Origin of the sequence: Bacillus sp. FCW2, assembly GCF_021228595.1 — a bacterium.
Taxonomy (GTDB): Bacteria; Bacillota; Bacilli; order Bacillales; family Bacillaceae; genus Bacillus; species Bacillus velezensis.
On sequence record NZ_CP089436.1, the window covers coordinates 3,015,570 to 3,032,651 of the forward strand.

15 protein-coding genes are annotated in these 17,082 nt (G+C 48.0%); 13 read left to right on the forward strand and 2 right to left on the reverse strand.

Annotated features, from left to right (window positions below):
• Positions 1-32 precede the first annotated feature (32 nt).
• Complete coding sequence (locus K3G25_RS15210) at positions 33-1,028, reverse strand: LLM class flavin-dependent oxidoreductase (RefSeq protein ID WP_232489379.1); 996 nt, start codon at positions 1,026-1,028, stop codon at positions 33-35.
• Between the two features lie 275 nt (positions 1,029-1,303).
• Between K3G25_RS15210 and K3G25_RS15215 the strand changes: the two genes are divergently transcribed.
• From K3G25_RS15215 to K3G25_RS15260, 10 genes are all read left to right on the forward strand, one after another.
• The gene (locus K3G25_RS15215; protein WP_015239102.1) at positions 1,304-1,900 is read left to right on the forward strand and encodes a TerD family protein; all 597 of its coding nucleotides are present in this window, start codon (positions 1,304-1,306) and stop codon (positions 1,898-1,900) included.
• A 23-nt stretch (positions 1,901-1,923) separates the two neighbouring features.
• The gene (locus K3G25_RS15220; protein WP_003156648.1) at positions 1,924-2,505 is read left to right on the forward strand and encodes a TerD family protein; all 582 of its coding nucleotides are present in this window, start codon (positions 1,924-1,926) and stop codon (positions 2,503-2,505) included.
• Between the two features lie 32 nt (positions 2,506-2,537).
• On the forward strand, positions 2,538-3,116 hold the full coding sequence (locus tag K3G25_RS15225; RefSeq protein ID WP_003156645.1) for a TerD family protein: 579 nt from the start codon (positions 2,538-2,540) through the stop codon (positions 3,114-3,116).
• A 38-nt stretch (positions 3,117-3,154) separates the two neighbouring features.
• The gene (locus K3G25_RS15230; RefSeq protein ID WP_003156644.1) at positions 3,155-3,928 is read left to right on the forward strand and encodes a TerC family protein; all 774 of its coding nucleotides are present in this window, start codon (positions 3,155-3,157) and stop codon (positions 3,926-3,928) included.
• Positions 3,929-4,001: 73 nt separating this feature from the next.
• Positions 4,002-5,624, forward strand: coding sequence for a YceG family protein (locus tag K3G25_RS15235; RefSeq protein ID WP_095273271.1), 1,623 nt, complete (start codon positions 4,002-4,004; stop codon positions 5,622-5,624).
• Positions 5,625-5,630: 6 nt separating this feature from the next.
• A complete protein-coding gene (locus tag K3G25_RS15240) occupies positions 5,631-6,719 on the forward strand; it encodes a toxic anion resistance protein (protein WP_007609246.1) in 1,089 nt (362 codons plus the stop codon).
• Between the two features lie 115 nt (positions 6,720-6,834).
• Positions 6,835-8,037: an MFS transporter gene (locus tag K3G25_RS15245; RefSeq protein WP_015416755.1), complete on the forward strand. Its 1,203-nt coding sequence runs from the start codon at positions 6,835-6,837 to the stop codon at positions 8,035-8,037.
• A gap of 381 nt (positions 8,038-8,418) precedes the next feature.
• Entirely contained in the window at positions 8,419-9,675 is a 1,257-nt protein-coding gene (gene opuAA, locus K3G25_RS15250; protein ID WP_029973926.1) for a glycine/proline betaine ABC transporter ATP-binding protein OpuAA, read from the forward strand.
• Positions 9,676-10,524 (forward strand): glycine/proline betaine ABC transporter permease subunit OpuAB, encoded by an 849-nt coding sequence (gene opuAB / locus K3G25_RS15255; protein ID WP_003156639.1) that lies wholly within the window; start codon positions 9,676-9,678, stop codon positions 10,522-10,524.
• Complete coding sequence (locus K3G25_RS15260) at positions 10,524-11,405, forward strand: glycine betaine ABC transporter substrate-binding protein (protein ID WP_014416846.1); 882 nt, start codon at positions 10,524-10,526, stop codon at positions 11,403-11,405. The genes opuAB and K3G25_RS15260 overlap by 1 nt, the downstream gene beginning before the upstream one ends.
• A 34-nt stretch (positions 11,406-11,439) precedes the next feature.
• On the opposite strand, the gene K3G25_RS15265 is transcribed toward K3G25_RS15260, so the two are convergent.
• Positions 11,440-12,561 carry a M20 peptidase aminoacylase family protein gene (locus K3G25_RS15265; RefSeq protein WP_232489380.1) on the reverse strand — a complete coding sequence of 374 codons (1,122 nt, stop codon included), beginning with the start codon at positions 12,559-12,561 and terminating at the stop codon, positions 11,440-11,442.
• 135 nt (positions 12,562-12,696) lie between these two features.
• Between K3G25_RS15265 and K3G25_RS15270 the strand changes: the two genes are divergently transcribed.
• From K3G25_RS15270 to K3G25_RS15280, 3 genes are all read left to right on the forward strand, one after another.
• A complete protein-coding gene (locus K3G25_RS15270) occupies positions 12,697-14,130 on the forward strand; it encodes a YfcC family protein (RefSeq protein ID WP_232489381.1) in 1,434 nt (477 codons plus the stop codon).
• A gap of 91 nt (positions 14,131-14,221) precedes the next feature.
• A complete protein-coding gene (locus K3G25_RS15275) occupies positions 14,222-14,710 on the forward strand; it encodes a DUF6773 family protein (RefSeq protein ID WP_029973922.1) in 489 nt (162 codons plus the stop codon).
• Positions 14,711-14,942: 232 nt separating this feature from the next.
• Positions 14,943-16,922, forward strand: coding sequence for an alpha-amylase (locus tag K3G25_RS15280; protein WP_154817988.1), 1,980 nt, complete (start codon positions 14,943-14,945; stop codon positions 16,920-16,922).
• Positions 16,923-17,082 lie beyond the last annotated feature (160 nt).

Sequence of the window (17,082 nt, forward strand, 5' to 3'; positions counted from 1 at the left end):
TCTCATCTGCTGCTCCGTTTGACGGCTTTTTTTTACAGAAATATATCAGCAAGACGCTCATATGACTCTTTTTTTGCTTCGAAATCAAAGACGTTGCACAGCACCATCATCTCTTTTGTCTGATACCGCTCGGAATGTTCAAGCAGACGGCGTTTCACTGCGGCAGGAGAGCCGATCACCATCCGCTTCCTGTTTTCTTCTATCTGTTTACGGTCCTCCGGCGAATACGGATAAGCCTTCGCTTCTTCCACACTCGGCACGCGGCTGTCGGCGCCTTTTCCGACACGAAGAAGCCATAAATCCTGGCTTAACGCGAGTTCTTCCGCTTTCTCATCCGTAGCCGCGCATATGACGAAAATGGCACAGAGCGAGGCGGGAGCGGAAAAATGGGCGGAGGCCCGGAAATGGTCCCGATAGATCTGAAAAGCTTTTTCCCCGCGTTCCGGATTAATGAAATGGCCGAAGATATAGCCCGCACCTTGAAGAGCGGCGCGTCTGGCGCTGTTTTCCCCGAGGCCGAGCACCCAAAGCTGCGGGGCTGTTTCAATCAAAGGCGCTGTTTTTATTCCTGCATAAGCGTGGTCCGAGGGAATCGAATCTGTCAGAAAGGATGATAAATCCTCAAGCTGCCTGTTAAACTCGGTCATGCTTTTCTTTACCCCGTCTGTGAGGGCGAGCCGGATTTTCGTTGTGCCGCCCGGTGAGCGTCCGACCCCGAGGTCAATCCGGTTCGGATGCAGCGCCTCAAGCTGACGGAAAGTTTCCGCGACTTTATAGGGGCTGTACTGCGGCAGCAGCACGCCGCCTGATCCGACACGGATGGACGTTGTGGCTGCGGCGGTATGAGCGATCATAATTTCCGGCGAAACGCTTGCGAGCCCTCTTGTGCCGTGATGCTCGGCAAACCAGTACCGCTTATAGCCCCACCCTTCACTGAGGCGGGCGAGCTCCGCTGAACGGCGGAGCGTCTCGTGCGGCCCGTTTCCTTTGGATACGGGCGCCTGATCAAGTATGCTTAAATCAATCACTCGTCTGCCCCTTTCCTGACATGTATTGTTACAAGGATAGGAAAAATGTTCAGTCCCCGTCAATTTCTTTGTTTTCTCTATTCTCTCCGGAACGAAGGAGAATATAGGAAGTAATTTTTCGCCGTTTTTCGCCAAAAATTCTTATGTTTTATGAAACTTTGATATAATAAAAGACGTATATCTTAATAAACACCGGGATTCTTGTCCCGGAATTTAGTAAAAATGCGCACTTGCGGCGTGCTTAGCGGCACCCTTACAGAATAGGAGTGAATCATATGGCGATCTCTTTACAAAAAGGACAGCGGATTGATTTAACAAAAGGAAAAGCCGGCCTGTCAAAACTGCTGGTCGGACTCGGCTGGGACCCTGTATCATCCGGGGGCTTTTTCGGAAAGCTGTTCGGCGGAGGCGGTGCCAATATCGACTGTGACGCTTCCGTACTGATGCTTGAAAATGATAAAATGACAGACAGCAAAAACGTCATCTATTTCGGCAATCTGAAAAGCCGGTGCGGCGGTGTCGTACATACGGGTGACAACCTGACGGGTGAAGGCGACGGCGATGATGAACAAATTCTCATCGATTTAGCGAAAGTGCCCGCTCAGATTAATAAACTTGTGTTTGTCGTCAATATTTACGACTGCGTCAGACGAAAACAGGACTTCGGCATGATTCAAAACGCGTTCATCCGCGTTGTTGATCAGGCTAATCGCGAAGAACTGGTGACTTACAATTTAAGAGATAACTATTCAGGCAGAACGAGCCTGATCGCGGCTGAAATCTACCGCCAGGACGGCGAGTGGAAATTCGCCGCAGTAGGAGAAGGCACAAACGATACAAAAATCGGCGATATCGTTAACCGATACGCCTAAACGATAAAAAGGAGAGTGTACTCATGGCAATTTCATTGGCAAAAGGACAAAAAGTAGATTTGACTAAAACAAATCCGGGTCTTTCTAAAGTCGTTGTCGGTCTTGGCTGGGATACAAACAAATACGACGGCGGACATGACTTTGATTTAGATTCCAGCGTCTTTCTATTAAATGAAGCAGGAAGATGCGCGTCGCCCGATGATTTCATTTTCTATAATCAGCTTGAAGGCGGAAACGGCTCTGTCGCACATTCAGGCGACAACCTGACAGGCCAGGGCGAAGGCGATGACGAAAGCGTAAGGGTCAACCTGAGCGCGGTGCCTGCCGCTATTGACAAAATTTCATTCGTCATCACGATTCATGAAGCGGAAGCGCGCGGCCAAAACTTCGGACAAGTTTCCAACGCGTTCGTGCGCATTGTCAATGAAGAAACAAATGAAGAGCTGATCCGTTATGATCTGGCTGAAGATTTCTCAATTGAAACAGCCATTATCGCAGGGGAGCTTTACAGACATAACGGCGAATGGAAATTTTCCGCGATCGGCTCAGGCTACCAAGGCGGACTGGCCCGTATTGCGACAGATTACGGCCTGCAAATCGGCTGAACCATATCAAACACAGAAGGGAGAGACAGCACATGGCTATTCAATTGGCGAAAGGACAGCGTGTTGATCTGACAAAAACGAACCCCGGTCTTACAAAAGCGGTGATCGGTTTAGGCTGGGATACGAACAAGTACTCCGGAGGGCATGACTTTGACCTTGACGCGTCGGCTTTTCTTGTCGATGCCCATGACAACTGTGTAAATGATCTTGATTTTGTTTTCTACAATAACCTGGAACACCCGAGCGGGGGCGTCATCCATACGGGAGACAACCGGACGGGCGAGGGCGAGGGAGACGATGAACAAATTATCGTCGACTTCTCAAAAATACCCGCAAATATTGAAAAGATCGGCATCACCGTCACGATTCATGATGCGGAAGCGCGCGGCCAAAATTTCGGACAAGTGTCTAACGCGTTCGTGCGCGTCGTCGATGAAAACAGCCAGAATGAACTGCTTCGTTTCGATTTAGGGGAAGACTTCTCGATTGAAACGGCGGTTGTCGTTTGTGAGCTTTACCGCCATGGGGCTGAGTGGAAGTTTAACGCCATCGGCAGCGGGTTTTCCGGCGGTCTGGCATCACTTTGCCGGAATTACGGCTTGCAGGTGTAAGCAGGAAATTACCGTTTTACTAAATAGGAGGAAAAAACTTGGATTTTCTACATCATATTATGTCGACCTACGCTTCCTTTTTTGATTGGAAAATGTGGGGTGAGGTGCTGACTGACCCTGTATCATGGGGGCTGATCGGTTCCTTGGTTCTGCTGGAAGGGCTGCTGTCGGCCGACAATGCGTTAGTGCTTGCGGTGATGGTAAGGCATCTGCCTGAAAAACAGCGGAAGAAAGCATTAACATACGGATTGTTCGGGGCATATATTTTCCGTTTTATCTTTATCGGGATCGGAATGCTGCTCATTAAGTTCTGGTGGATCAAAGTGCTTGGCGCGCTGTACCTGGCTTGGCTCGTCATTAAGCATTTCTGGATCGGAGAAGGTGATGACGATACAGAAGGCATGAAGAAAAATTCATGGATGGTCCGTACGTTCGGAATTTTCTGGGCCACTGTCGTTTCAGTTGAGTTAATGGATCTGGCCTTCTCTGTTGACAGCATTCTGGCCGCGTTTGCGGTATCGGAAAAAGTGTGGGTGCTCTTGATCGGCGGTATGCTCGGCATTCTCATGATGCGTACAGTCGCAAAAGTATTCCTTGTTTTAATTGATAAAATCCCTGAGCTTGAAAACACGGCTTTCGTGCTGATCGGGATTATCGCCGTGAAAATGGCGGCGAGCGCCTTTGATTATGAAATGCCGCACGTGGTGTTCTTCGGAATCATCATCGCTGCGTTTGTGGTAACGTTTATTATCCACTATTTCAACAAACAAAAGCAGGTTCAGGAGCAAACGGCTGCATCTAAAGAAGAATAAAACAAAAAAGGAGGGAGAGTTTCATTTCCTTCCTTTTTTGTACCGATAATCATGAAGAGAAAGGAGGAAAATGATGAGGCAGGAAGAATTGGTGATCCGAAAGGCCGAGCCGGAAAACGGTGACTGGGAAACGTTTCTGATGCGGCCGCTGCCGGAACGTCCCGGTTATGAGCGGGAAAACGGGCTGGCGTTTACCCGGCTTGCCGTCCGGATTTTGGGCACTCCTTATGATGAGACGGAGTATTACAATAAGCTTTTCGAGCTGTCTTCTCATGAAAACATCCATGTGTTAAGCGAGACGCTGGATAAGACTATCGCGCCTGAAACGTTTCAGGCGCTCCAGCACATTCATTCCGTCAATCAAAAGGAGAAAGGGCTTTCGGTTTCCAGGTTTGTCGCGTTTCTCGATGGAGGCAGGCTGCTTGCCAAACACGCTGATCCGCTTATGCACCGCCGGCTGAGAACCGCGTTTATGACGCTTTTGGAAACCTTTGCGGACCGGCATGAAAACGGGCTGAATCATCCCGATTTCCGGCGTGTGCTCTTGGATGTGTCAAAGTTTTCGCTGAACCACCTGAATCCATGGCTTGAACAAGCCGATATAGAGCGTGAGATGCCGAAGGTGGTGTGGTATGGAGACGCTACCAAAAGCCAGCTCTATTTTCTCTATTATATAATGCTGATCGGCTGTGACGTCCTATTGTTTCATCCGGCTGCGGAAGATCCGTTCAGCTTGATTGATCCGGATGAGGAACTCAGCTTTGTGATAAAGCTCCCCGCAACAGGCGGCCTTGAGCCATTCCCGAAAGAAAAGCCGGACAGAACGTCCACGACGGCCTACCGGTCAACGAAAGAAATTGAGCATGTGCTGAATCATGAGGAATCTATGATGTATAAGCCTTGGCAGTTCAGGGATCATACCCCGCAGTCCGTGACATTAAAAACGACGTATGATGAGTTATTTCTCATTGCGAAGGAGCGGGCGTTTATCCGGCCGCAATTTAAAGCGGACAGGGAGCGGGTGGCCGTTCCGAACCTTTTTGCGAAAGTGATGGGGGTTTCCAAAGATACGAAAGAATATTGGAACAGACTCCATACCGCCGCAGACTATCAGGAGACACACATGATCCGCAGTTTTCCGTTTACGGAAGAGCTGAAAGCCAACTACCAGTATCACTACAGTCAGGTTTTGAACGAAGAAGGAGCGATTGACGCGGACAGGCTGAAAAGAAGCAACATCTGGCAGTACAAGCATCTGCCTTCAGGTGTGCAGAGCGCCATCGCCAATGTGATTTCTGACATGTGCAGAAACCCCGGGCTGAAGGCTTTGCCCGGCGAGCAGGCAAGGGATGCCGCAATCTATTTGTTCCGCCAGGCGACGAACCTGCCCGCTTCGCTGCTGCAATTGATTCAGACGTTTGATTACGCCCAAACCGTTCCGAAACTCGTTTTATATCATACGGAACAAAATGGCGAACTCACACGTTCTGACGCCGCCGCTCTGTTGTTTTTAAATAAATTCGGCGTCGATATCATCTTGTATAATCCGCCGGGGCATCAAGATATTGAGCATTATATTGAAGAAAGCCAATTTGATGTCCATTGGCTGGAGGACATGGTGTTTCGGCAGGAATATAAGGAGCCGTCACTCGTAAGAAAGCTGTTTAGAACCATTACGCAAAAGCAGGGAGAGTAAATAAACATGACAGAAAATCAAAATCCGCTTGTTCTTGATAAAAATGAAGAGATTTCTGAACAAAAAGCAGATGACATCAGGGTGCAGCTGCGCCAAGACCCTGAGGTGCAGCGCATTTCGCAGCAGATTGACGTGAAAAACCAAATGGAGCTGCTTGAGTACGGAAAAGAACCGGCAGTTGAAATCTCGAAGTTCTCAGACCGCATCTTAAATATGATGAAAACAACAAGTGTCACGGATTCAGGCACAATGCTGACGCAGCTCGGAAAAATCATGGACCGTTTCGACAAAAATGATTTCGATGAACCAAAAGGATTTCTCGCTAAAATGTTCAAACGCGGCAACAGCATGATTGAAAAGATTTTTCAAAAGTACCGCACCCTGGGCGGAGAAATTGAAAAAATCCACGTCGAAATTTCAAAATACAAAGATGAAATGGCAAAGACGAACCATACGCTAGAAGAGATGTATGAAAACAACATTAACTACTACATGGAGCTTGAAAAATATGTCGTTGCCGGGCAGATGAAGCTTGAGGAAATGCAGGCGCTCATTCCTTCTTATGAAGAAAAAGCGGCCGGCGGAAACCAGCTTGCGCAAATGCAGCTCGATACGCTTCGTGACGGGCTTCAGGCGCTTGAGGAACGTGTCTATGATTTAGATATGGCGCGGATGGTGGCGCTGCAAACGGCGCCGCAGATCCGCCTCCTTCAGCGCGGAAATACGAAGCTCATCGGGAAAATCAATTCCGCTTTCGTCATTACGATTCCGATTTTCAAAAACGGCATCATTCAGGCTGTCACAGTCAAACGGCAAAAGCTTGTGGCTGATTCAATGAGCGAGCTGGACCGCCGCACGAATGAAATGCTGAAGCGAAACGCTGAAAATATTTCAAACCAAAGCGTGGAGATTGCCCGTATGGCAGGCCGTCCGAGCATTGACATTGAGACGATTGAAACGTCTTGGAATACGATTGTCAGCGGTATGCAGGAAACGAAACAGATCGAAGAAGAGAACAGACGTATCAGAGAAGACGGCGCGAAACGGATTCAACAGCTTCAGGATAATATTAAAAACGCAGTCTTAAAGAATTAACACACACCCCGCTTGCTTACGGCAAGCGGGATTTTTTTGCGAAAAAAGATAATGACAATGTGTAAAGACAGGTGTAAACTTATACGGTAATCATTTTCGATTTGAGGTGCTGCTTATGAACAAACAACCTGCCGTCACTCCGCGAAAACTTCTGGCGATTGCCGGAATGGGCTGGCTGTTTGATGCGATGGATGTCGGAATTTTATCGTTTATTATCGCCGCGCTTCACACTGATTGGAATTTAACACCTGATCAAATGAAATGGATCGGAAGCGTCAATTCCATCGGTATGGCAGCGGGCGCCTTTGTATTCGGAATGCTGGCCGACAGGATCGGCCGGAAAAAAGTGTTTATGATCACGCTGTTATTCTTTTCTGTCGGAAGCGGCATATCCGCTTTCGCAACGGGATTGACGGTTTTTCTCATATTGCGTTTTCTGATCGGAATGGGGCTTGGCGGGGAACTGCCTGTCGCCTCGACGCTCGTGTCAGAAGCGTCCCCTCCCGAAAAGCGGGGACGGATCATCGTGCTGCTTGAGAGCTTTTGGGCCGCGGGCTGGCTTCTTGCGGCGGTGATTTCCTACTTTGTCATACCGTCATTCGGCTGGCAGGCCGCGCTGCTCTTAACGGCGCTGGCCGCATTTTATGCGCTGTACTTGCGGAAAAGCCTTCCGGAATCACCGGCGCATCAGGCATTGCCGCAGAAAAAAAGCATACGCGGGCAGGCGGGAAGTGTCTGGACGAAACCGTATATCCGGCCGACGGTGCTGCTGTCTGTCGTTTGGTTCTGCGTCGTCTTTTCTTATTACGGCATGTTTTTATGGCTGCCGAGCGTGATGCTGATGAAAGGCTACAGCATGATTGAGAGCTTCGAATACGTCCTTCTGATGACACTTGCCCAGCTTCCCGGATATTTCTCTGCGGCGTGGCTGATCGAAAAAGCGGGGCGGAAGACCATCTTAGTCTTCTATTTGCTCGGAACGGCGGGCAGCGCTTATTTCTTCGGTGCCGCGGATTCATTGGCCATGCTGCTCACAGCGGGCATGCTGCTGTCCTTCTTCAATCTCGGCGCATGGGGCGTGCTTTACGCCTATACACCGGAGCAGTACCCTGCGGCGATCCGTGCGACCGGTTCCGGCACAACGGCGGCCGTCGGCAGAATCGGCGGCATTTTCGGTCCGCTTCTCGTCGGATCGCTTGCAGCCCGGAACGTTTCGTTTACAGTGATTTTCGCCGTCTTTTGTGCGGCCATCCTGATTGCCGTCATCACCATTATTATTCTCGGAAAAGAAACGAAACAGACAGAGCTTGCGCAATGAGCACCCTTTTGGGGTGCTTTTTTTAGTGAGCTGTCTGTTGACAGACCTATATTTTTCCTTAATATTCCTTATTTTTAGGAGGGGAAAACTTCTTTTTTCGGGACAATGTCGCAAAAAAATTCTTGTATTTGTAAAAAAAGGATAGGAAATCAGTTTGCAGCACATTCGATGGAAACGTTCTCAAGCCTGATAAAAGCCCGGTTTCCTTTATAATTTATCCTCAATAAGGAGGATTAGAGAGTATTTAGAAGCATACCAGAGGAAAATAAGACACAGGGATGTTTTTAAAGTAATGATACAAAATAAAAGGGATTATGATGTTTGTTTGACTTATTACAAACGTGTTACGGTATTAAAGATTGCTTATTATGGAGGGAAAATATGAATTTGGATGAGAAACCAATTAAGATAAAAGTCGAAAATGTATCTAAGGTTTTCGGAAAACAGACAAAAAAAGCCATTCAGATGCTGTCCAGCGGAAAAAACAAAAAAGAGATCCTGAAAGCGACCGGATCTACCGTTGGTGTCAATCAAGCAAACTTTGATGTATATGATGGGGAGATATTTGTCATCATGGGTCTATCGGGGAGCGGTAAATCAACTTTAGTTCGGCTGTTAAACCGGCTTATTGAACCGACTGCCGGGAATATTTATATTGATGGTGACATGATAACAAATATGTCAAAAGACCAGCTCCGGGAAGTGCGCCGGAAAAAAATCAGCATGGTCTTTCAAAAATTTGCGCTGTTTCCGCACAGAACAATTCTTGAAAATACGGAATACGGCCTGGAGCTTCAAGGCGTCGACAAAAAAGAGCGTGAGCAAAAAGCGCTTGATTCGCTTAAACTTGTCGGTCTTGAAGGCTTTGAACACCAATTTCCTGATCAGCTCAGCGGAGGAATGCAGCAGCGTGTCGGACTTGCCCGCGCATTGACGAATGATCCTGACATTCTTCTGATGGATGAAGCTTTCAGTGCGCTTGATCCGCTGATCCGCAAAGACATGCAGGATGAGCTTTTAGATCTTCATGACTCTGTCGGCAAGACGATCATCTTCATCACGCATGATCTTGATGAAGCATTGCGCATCGGCGACAGAATCGTGCTGATGAAAGACGGTAACATCGTTCAGATCGGGACGCCTGAAGAAATTCTGATGAGCCCGTCCAATGAATACGTTGAGAAATTCGTTGAGGACGTTGATTTATCCAAAGTTCTGACAGCGGGCCACATCATGAAGCGCGCTGAAAGCGTGCGGATTGACAAAGGGCCTCGTGTAGCGCTGCAGCTCATGAAGAATCTCGGTATTTCTTCTATTTACGCCGTTGATAAACAGAAACAGCTTCTCGGCGTCATTCACGCGGCGGATGCGAAAAAAGCGGTGGAATCCGACTTATCGCTTCAGGATATTTTAAATACTGAATTTACGACTGTGCACGAAAGCACGTACTTGACGGAAATTTTCGATGTCGTGTCTGATGCGAATATTCCGATCGCCGTCACGGACGATAAGGACCGCATGAAAGGCATTGTCGTGAAAGGCGCATTAATCGGCGCGCTTTCAGGAAATAACGATTATATAAATGTTGAAGATTCTGCTGAACAAGCTCAGGATTCTTCTGTTCAGGGGGTGAAGTAAATGGACAGATTGCCTAGAATTCCGTTAGCAGATATCGTTGACCGGTTTGTTGACTGGCTTACCATGACGTTCGGAGGTTTCTTTGACGGAATCTCAAACGGTTTGGCCGCTTTCGTAAACGCGATTGTGAGCGGTTTGGGTTTCATCCCGTCTATTTTATTGACTGTTATTTTTGCAGCTCTCGCTTGGTGGATCAGTACGAGAGGAATTGCACTCTTTACGTTAATCGGATTCCTTGTTATTGATTATTTGGGTTATTGGTCGCCGATGCTGCAAACGTTGGCGCTTGTCGTCACATCTGTTTTGATTTCCATTATTATCGGGGTTCCGATCGGCATATGGGCGTCTCAGAAAGAAACGGTCCGCCGCATTGTCACACCGATTCTGGATTTAATGCAGACCATGCCGGCTTTCGTATATCTGCTGCCTGCAATTTTCTTCTTTAATATCGGGGTTGTGCCAGGCGTCGTGGCATCTGTTATTTTCGCGATGCCTCCGACGATCCGCATGACGGTTCTCGGTATTAAACAAGTTCCGGCTGATTTGATCGAAGCGACGGAAGCATTCGGTTCAACGACGTCTCAGCGTCTGTTCAAGGTGCAGCTTCCGCTTGCCACAAAAACGATTCTTGCCGGTATTAACCAAAGCATCATGCTTGCTTTGTCAATGGTCGTTATCGCGGCCATGGTCGGTGCGCCGGGCCTCGGTTCTGAAGTATACAGCGCCGTGACACAGTTGAAAACCGGTGTCGGAGTGGAAGCGGGTATCGCGATCGTCATCGTAGCGATTACACTCGACCGTATCACGCAAAACATTAAAGTGAAGAAGAAGAGCAGGGGGAATGCCTGATGCTTAAGAAAATCATCGGTGTCGGCGTTACCGCTGCGCTGGCTCTTTCTTTGGCTGCCTGCGGTTCGCAGACTGATGGTAAGGCAACGGCTGCGGACCAGGTGAACAAAACCATTATCGGTATTGATCCGGGATCGGGGATCATGGCCCTGACGGATGAGGCCGTGAACGATTACGGATTGAAAGACTGGAATGTCGTCACGGCGTCAAGTGCTGCCATGACGGCGACATTGAAGAAATCATATGACCGGAAAAAGCCGATCATCGTAACGGGCTGGACGCCGCACTGGATGTTCTCCAGATACAAGCTGAAGTTCCTTGATGATCCGAAAAAAACGTACGGAACTGCCGAGCAGATTCATACAATTACAAGAACCGGCTTCAGTAAGGAACAGCCTAACGCGGCCAAAGTTCTCAGCCAGTTCAAATGGACGCAGGACGATATGGGAGAAGTCATGATTGCCGTTGAGGAAGGCGAAAAGCCGGCCAAAGCCGCTGCTGAATATGTGAAAAAACACAAAGATCAAGTAGCTCAATGGACAAAAGGCGCTCATAAAGTAAAAGGTGATAAAATCAACCTGGCTTATGTGGCGTGGGACAGTGAAATCGCAAGTACGAACGTGGTCGGAAAAGTATTTCAAGACCTCGGCTATGACGTGAAGCTGACGCAAGTGGAGGCAGGACCGATGTGGACTGCGATTGCGACAGGCAGCGCGGATGCGTCATTGTCTGCTTGGCTTCCGAATACCCATAAGGCATATGCGTCTAAATATAAAGGCAAATATGAAGATGTAGGAACGAGTCTGACAGGCGTCAAGATGGGTCTGGTCGTTCCTCAGTATATGAAAAACGTCAATTCAATTGAAGATCTGAAGAAGTAATGAAGAAAAGCAGCCCTGTAACGGGCTGCTTTTTTTACGCTTCAAACGATTTGAGGACAGCGGCCCTTAATATCTCAACGCCAGTAAAGATGGCGCTTCGGTCAAATGTCATTTGGGGATGGTGAAGTCCCGGCTCCAGACCGCATCCCAGGCCGAGCATCGTCGTTTTCAAGTTCGGCACCTTTAACCCGTAAAAGTGAAAATCCTCTCCTCCGGTTGTCACAAGAGGCTCATCCACATGTTCTTCTCCGAGAATGCTGCTGATCGCAGATGCCATGATGGCTTCCGCCTCCTTGTTTCGCTCGGCTGCCGGGAGGCTGTGTTCTTTTTGCAGTTCGATCTTTGCGCCGAATGCGGCAGCAGCCGCCTCACAGGCTCTTTCGGTTTCGGCGGTTAATTTCTCCATGGCGGCATTGGTTTGTGCGCGGAGATCAAGGCTGAACGATGCTTTTCCCGGAATGATATTGGAACTCTCTCCGCCTGCCTGAAGCTTTGTCATCTTCACGGAATGCGGGATGCCGGGATCAAGATGAATGAAGCTGAGTTTTTGGACGAGAAGAGCGGCGATTTCGATACTGTTAAGGCCGAGATGCGGTCTCGCGCCGTGGGCTTCTTCTCCGATAATCAGGCCTTCTATATGCTGGCTTGAGCCATGCAGAATGGACGGTGCGCATCGGCCGTTTGCCGTTTCCTGTACGGGGCGCACGTGCACGCCGTATAAGAAGTCAACATCATCCAGTACGCCTTTTTCAATCATTTTCAGCGCTCCGCCGCCTTTTTCTTCCGCCGGCTGAAAAATAAAGCGGATGGTGCCCTTCGGAAGTTTCGGCTGACTCTTTAAAAGCATCATCGTGCCGAGCGCCATCGTCATATGTGAATCATGTCCGCATGAATGGTTCGCCTGAAAGACACCGTCCACTTCCTGCCACAGCGCGTCAATATCCGCCCGGACAGCCACAACGGGCGAGCCTTCTCCGATTTCGCCGACAACACCGGTACAATCATCAAACGTGCGGGTCCGGCAGCCGGCCTCTTTCAGTTTTTCAGTCAGATATTCAGTTGTTTGATATTCTTTCCAGCTTACTTCGGGATTGGCGTGCAGGTGGTCAAAAATATCCATAATGACTTGCTTCTCATGCTCTGTGAGTCTGTTCATGCCGTAAGTCCTCCTTCAAAAGCTGTCTGTTTTTTATTTTTGATATTGAAAACAGGCAATCGGTCTGTATATAATATAGCACACATATCTGTATTTTCTGAATAGTTTATAAATTTAAAGCGGGATGGTGATGGTATGGCTGTTCCCAAGGCCGAACCTGTATTGAAAAAGAAGAAATTGTTTGTGATGCCTGATGCTTATGTGCTGCTGTTCATTGCCGCTTTACTATGCGCGATAGCGTCGTACATCGTTCCCGCGGGGGAATTTGACAGGGTGACAAAGGGCAGTGTGACGTCCGCCGTCCCGGGAAGCTATCATTCTTTGAACCAGTCTCCGGTCAGCCCGATCGCTTTTTTTACCGCGATTCAGGAAGGGATGACAAGTTCCGCGCCGATTATTTTTTTAATCCTGTTTACAGGCGGCACCATTGCGATTTTGGAGAAAACGGGCGCCATCAATGGATTGATCAATAATGTCATCAGTACGTTCCGCACAAAACAGCTGCTGTTTATTGCGATTGTCGGATCTCTATTTTCGATCCTCGGTACAACCGGCATCGTCGTTAATTCCGTGATCGGCTTTATTCCGATCGGCCTGATTGTCGCCCGTTCGCTGAAATGGGACGCCGTGGCCGGAGCGGCAGTCATTTATATCGGCTGTTATGCCGGGTTTAACGCGACGATTTTATCACCTTCACCGCTCGGGTTATCACAAAGCATCGCGGAGCTGCCGCTGTTTTCCGGCATCGGCCTGCGGATTGCCGTCTACATTTGTTTTCTGCTATCATCTATTTTATATATTTATCGGTATACGAGAAAACTCAGAAAAGCAAAGGAAGCCAGTCTGCTGGGGAACGATTGGTTTCCGGCGGCAGGTTCACTCCCGCAGGTTTCTGAGCCGGAGGACAAGCATGTCCCGTTTACTGTCCGCCATAAACTGATTCTGGCTGTTGCGGCTTTGTCGCTTGCCGGCTTTTTATACGGTGCGCTTACTCTTGGCTGGTCTGATTCAGAGATGGCCGCCGTGTTCATTTTTATCTCAATCGTGTCCGGCCTGATTGCGGGAATGGCGGCAAATGATGTCGCAAAAACATTTATTACAGGCTGTCAGGGGCTCGTTTACGGCGCGCTGATCGTCGGAATGGCGAGAAGCATTTCCGTTATCCTGGAACATGGAAAGCTGCTTGATACGGTAGTCAATGGACTTGCGTCACTGCTGCACGGTTTCAGCCCGATGGCAGGCGCAATCGGGATGTATATTTCCAGCGCCCTGCTTCATTTTCTGATTTCATCGGGCTCAGGGGAGGCGGTCGTATTTATTCCGATCTTGGCGCCGCTTGCCGATCTGATGGGCATCACGAGACAGGTCGCGGTTGAAGCGGTCATGCTCGGAGAAGGCGTCGTAAACTGTGTCAATCCGACTTCCGGCGTGCTGATGGCCGTACTGGCTGCCAGCGGCATTCCGTACGTAAAGTGGCTTCGCTTCATGATTCCGCTGGCGCTGATTTGGTTTGTCATCGGCCTCGTGTTTATTTGCATAGGCGTCCTGATCAATTGGGGTCCTTATTAATATTTTTGTCAATGATATTTCGGTTTATCATTATGAATCGGCAAGATATAATGGGAGTTGTAAGCCATTCTTAATAGTACGGGAGGAAGTCATGAATCAGCGTCGGAACGGACTTTCAAACGTGAATGGAAAGAGTGAGAGTGTGAAAGAGAAAGAACGAATGATTTGGTCAGAAGTCGGAATGCTTGTGGGCACACTGTCTTTGCTTGACATCATCGTACGCGGACTTGTTCTGAACTGTCCGTTTAGGGAATGGGCCGGAAGCTTGGCGGTTTTCTTCATTATAATTGTTTATTATTGCATCAGGGCGGGAGCGTCGGGAATGCTCATGCCGAGAATAGACACCAAAGAAGAACTGCAAAAGCGGGTGAAGCAGCAGCGGATAGATTCAATTGCGGTCACTTTTGCGGCAGCGGCGCTTACGATGTACGACAGGGGGTTTCCCCATACATTCTTTGCTTGGCTGAAAATGATCTTTCTTTTTATCGTCTGCGGAGGCATTCTGTTTCTGCTTCGGTATGTCATTGTGAAGCTGTCTTACAGAAGAGCGATAAAAGAAATAAAAAAGAAATCATCTTGATGGTGGTTTCTTTTTTTGTTTATAAGAGAAAAGTCTTTTAATTTGATAGGAATATAGATTTGAATTCACTCTGCCGCGTTGCTTTGATAGAGAGTGTGTGGTAAGTTCAAATGTAAGCGTTAACAGAATTATCCAGTCTTCACAACAATTGAAAGGAGGAAGCTGAAGAAAGAGTAAGAGGAATTTTTGACTCCGCAGTCAGTCTTCAAAAATCAAATAAGGAGTGTCAAAAATGTTTAAAAAACGATTCAAAACCTCTTTACTGCCGTTATTCGCCGGATTTTTATTGCTGTTTCATTTGGTTTTGTCAGGCCCGGCGGGTGCAAACGCTGAAACTGCAAACAAATCGAATGAGGTGACCGATTCATCGGTCAAAAACGGGACCATCCTTCATGCATGGAATTGGTCATTCAATACGTTAACACAAAATATGAAAGAGATTCGTGATGCGGGTTATGCAGCCATTCAGACGTCTCCGATTAACCAAGTAAAGGAAGGGAACCAAGGAGATAAAAGCATGTCGAACTGGTACTGGCTCTATCAGCCGACATCGTACCAAATCGGCAACCGTTACTTAGGCACTGAACAAGAATTTAAGGACATGTGTGCAGCCGCGGAAAAGTATGGCGTAAAAGTCATTGTCGATGCGGTTGTCAATCATACCACCAGCGATTATGGCGCGATTTCTGATGAGATTAAGCGTATTCCAAACTGGACCCATGGAAACACACAAATTAAAAATTGGTCGGACCGATGGGACATCACTCAAAATGCATTGCTTGGGCTGTATGATTGGAATACTCAGAATACTGAGGTGCAAGCCTACCTGAAAGGTTTCTTGGAAAGAGCATTGAATGACGGAGCAGACGGGTTCCGCTATGATGCCGCCAAGCATATAGAGCTTCCGGATGATGGGAATTACGGCAGCCAATTTTGGCCGAATATCACAAATACATCGGCGGAGTTCCAATACGGAGAAATCCTGCAAGACAGCGCGTCCAGAGATACTGCTTATGCGAATTATATGAATGTGACGGCTTCTAACTATGGGCATTCCATCAGATCCGCTTTAAAGAATCGTAATCTGAGTGTGTCGAATATCTCCCATTATGCATCTGACGTGTCTGCGGACAAGTTAGTCACATGGGTGGAATCACATGATACGTATGCCAATGATGATGAAGAGTCTACATGGATGAGTGATGACGATATTCGTTTAGGCTGGGCAGTGATTGGTTCGCGCTCAGGAAGCACGCCTCTTTTCTTTTCCAGGCCTGAGGGCGGAGGAAATGGTGTAAGATTTCCCGGAAAAAGTCAAATAGGAGATCGCGGGAGCGCCTTATTTAAAGATCAGGCGATCACTGCGGTCAATCAATTTCACAATGAAATGGCCGGGCAGCCTGAGGAACTCTCAAATCCGAATGGGAACAATCAAATATTTATGAATCAGCGCGGCTCAAAAGGCGTTGTGCTGGCAAATGCAGGATCATCTTCTGTCACCATCAATACTTCAACGAAATTACCTGACGGCAGGTATGATAATAGGGCCGGCGCCGGTTCATTTCAAGTAGCGAACGGCAAACTGACAGGTACGATCAATGCCAGATCCGCGGCTGTTCTTTATCCTGATGATATTGGAAATGCGCCTCATGTCTTTCTTGAGAATTACCAAACAGAGGCAGTCCATTCTTTCAATGATCAGCTGACGGTCACCCTGCGTGCAAATGCGAAAACAACAAAAGCCGTTTACCAAATCAATAATGGGCAGGAGACAGCATTTAAGGATGGAGACCGATTAACGATCGGGAAAGAAGATCCAATCGGCACGACATACAACGTCAAGTTAACCGGAACGAACGGCGAGGGTGCATCGAGAACCCAAGAATACACGTTTGTCAAAAAAGACCCGTCCCAAACCAACATCATTGGCTATCAAAATCCGGATCATTGGGGCCAGGTAAATGCTTATATCTATAAACATGATGGAGGCGGGGCCATAGAATTAACCGGATCGTGGCCGGGGAAAGCCATGACTAAGAATGCAGATGGAATTTACACGCTGACGCTGCCTGCGAATGCGGATACGGCCAACGCTAAAGTGATTTTTAACAATGGCAGCGCCCAAGTGCCCGGACAGAACCATCCCGGCTTTGATTATGTGCAGAATGGTTTGTATAACAACTCTGGTTTGAATGGTTATCTTCCGCATTAATGGATAGGGCCATCATCACATCAAACCCTTGCTTCTGTTAGGAAATCAATCACGCTGAAAAGATGACAACATCCTAAAACGGTTCCGTTTTAGGATGTTGTCAACAATCTGGAAACTATCACCGGTATTTTTTTGTCCAAAAATCAAACTTTTCTCTTGC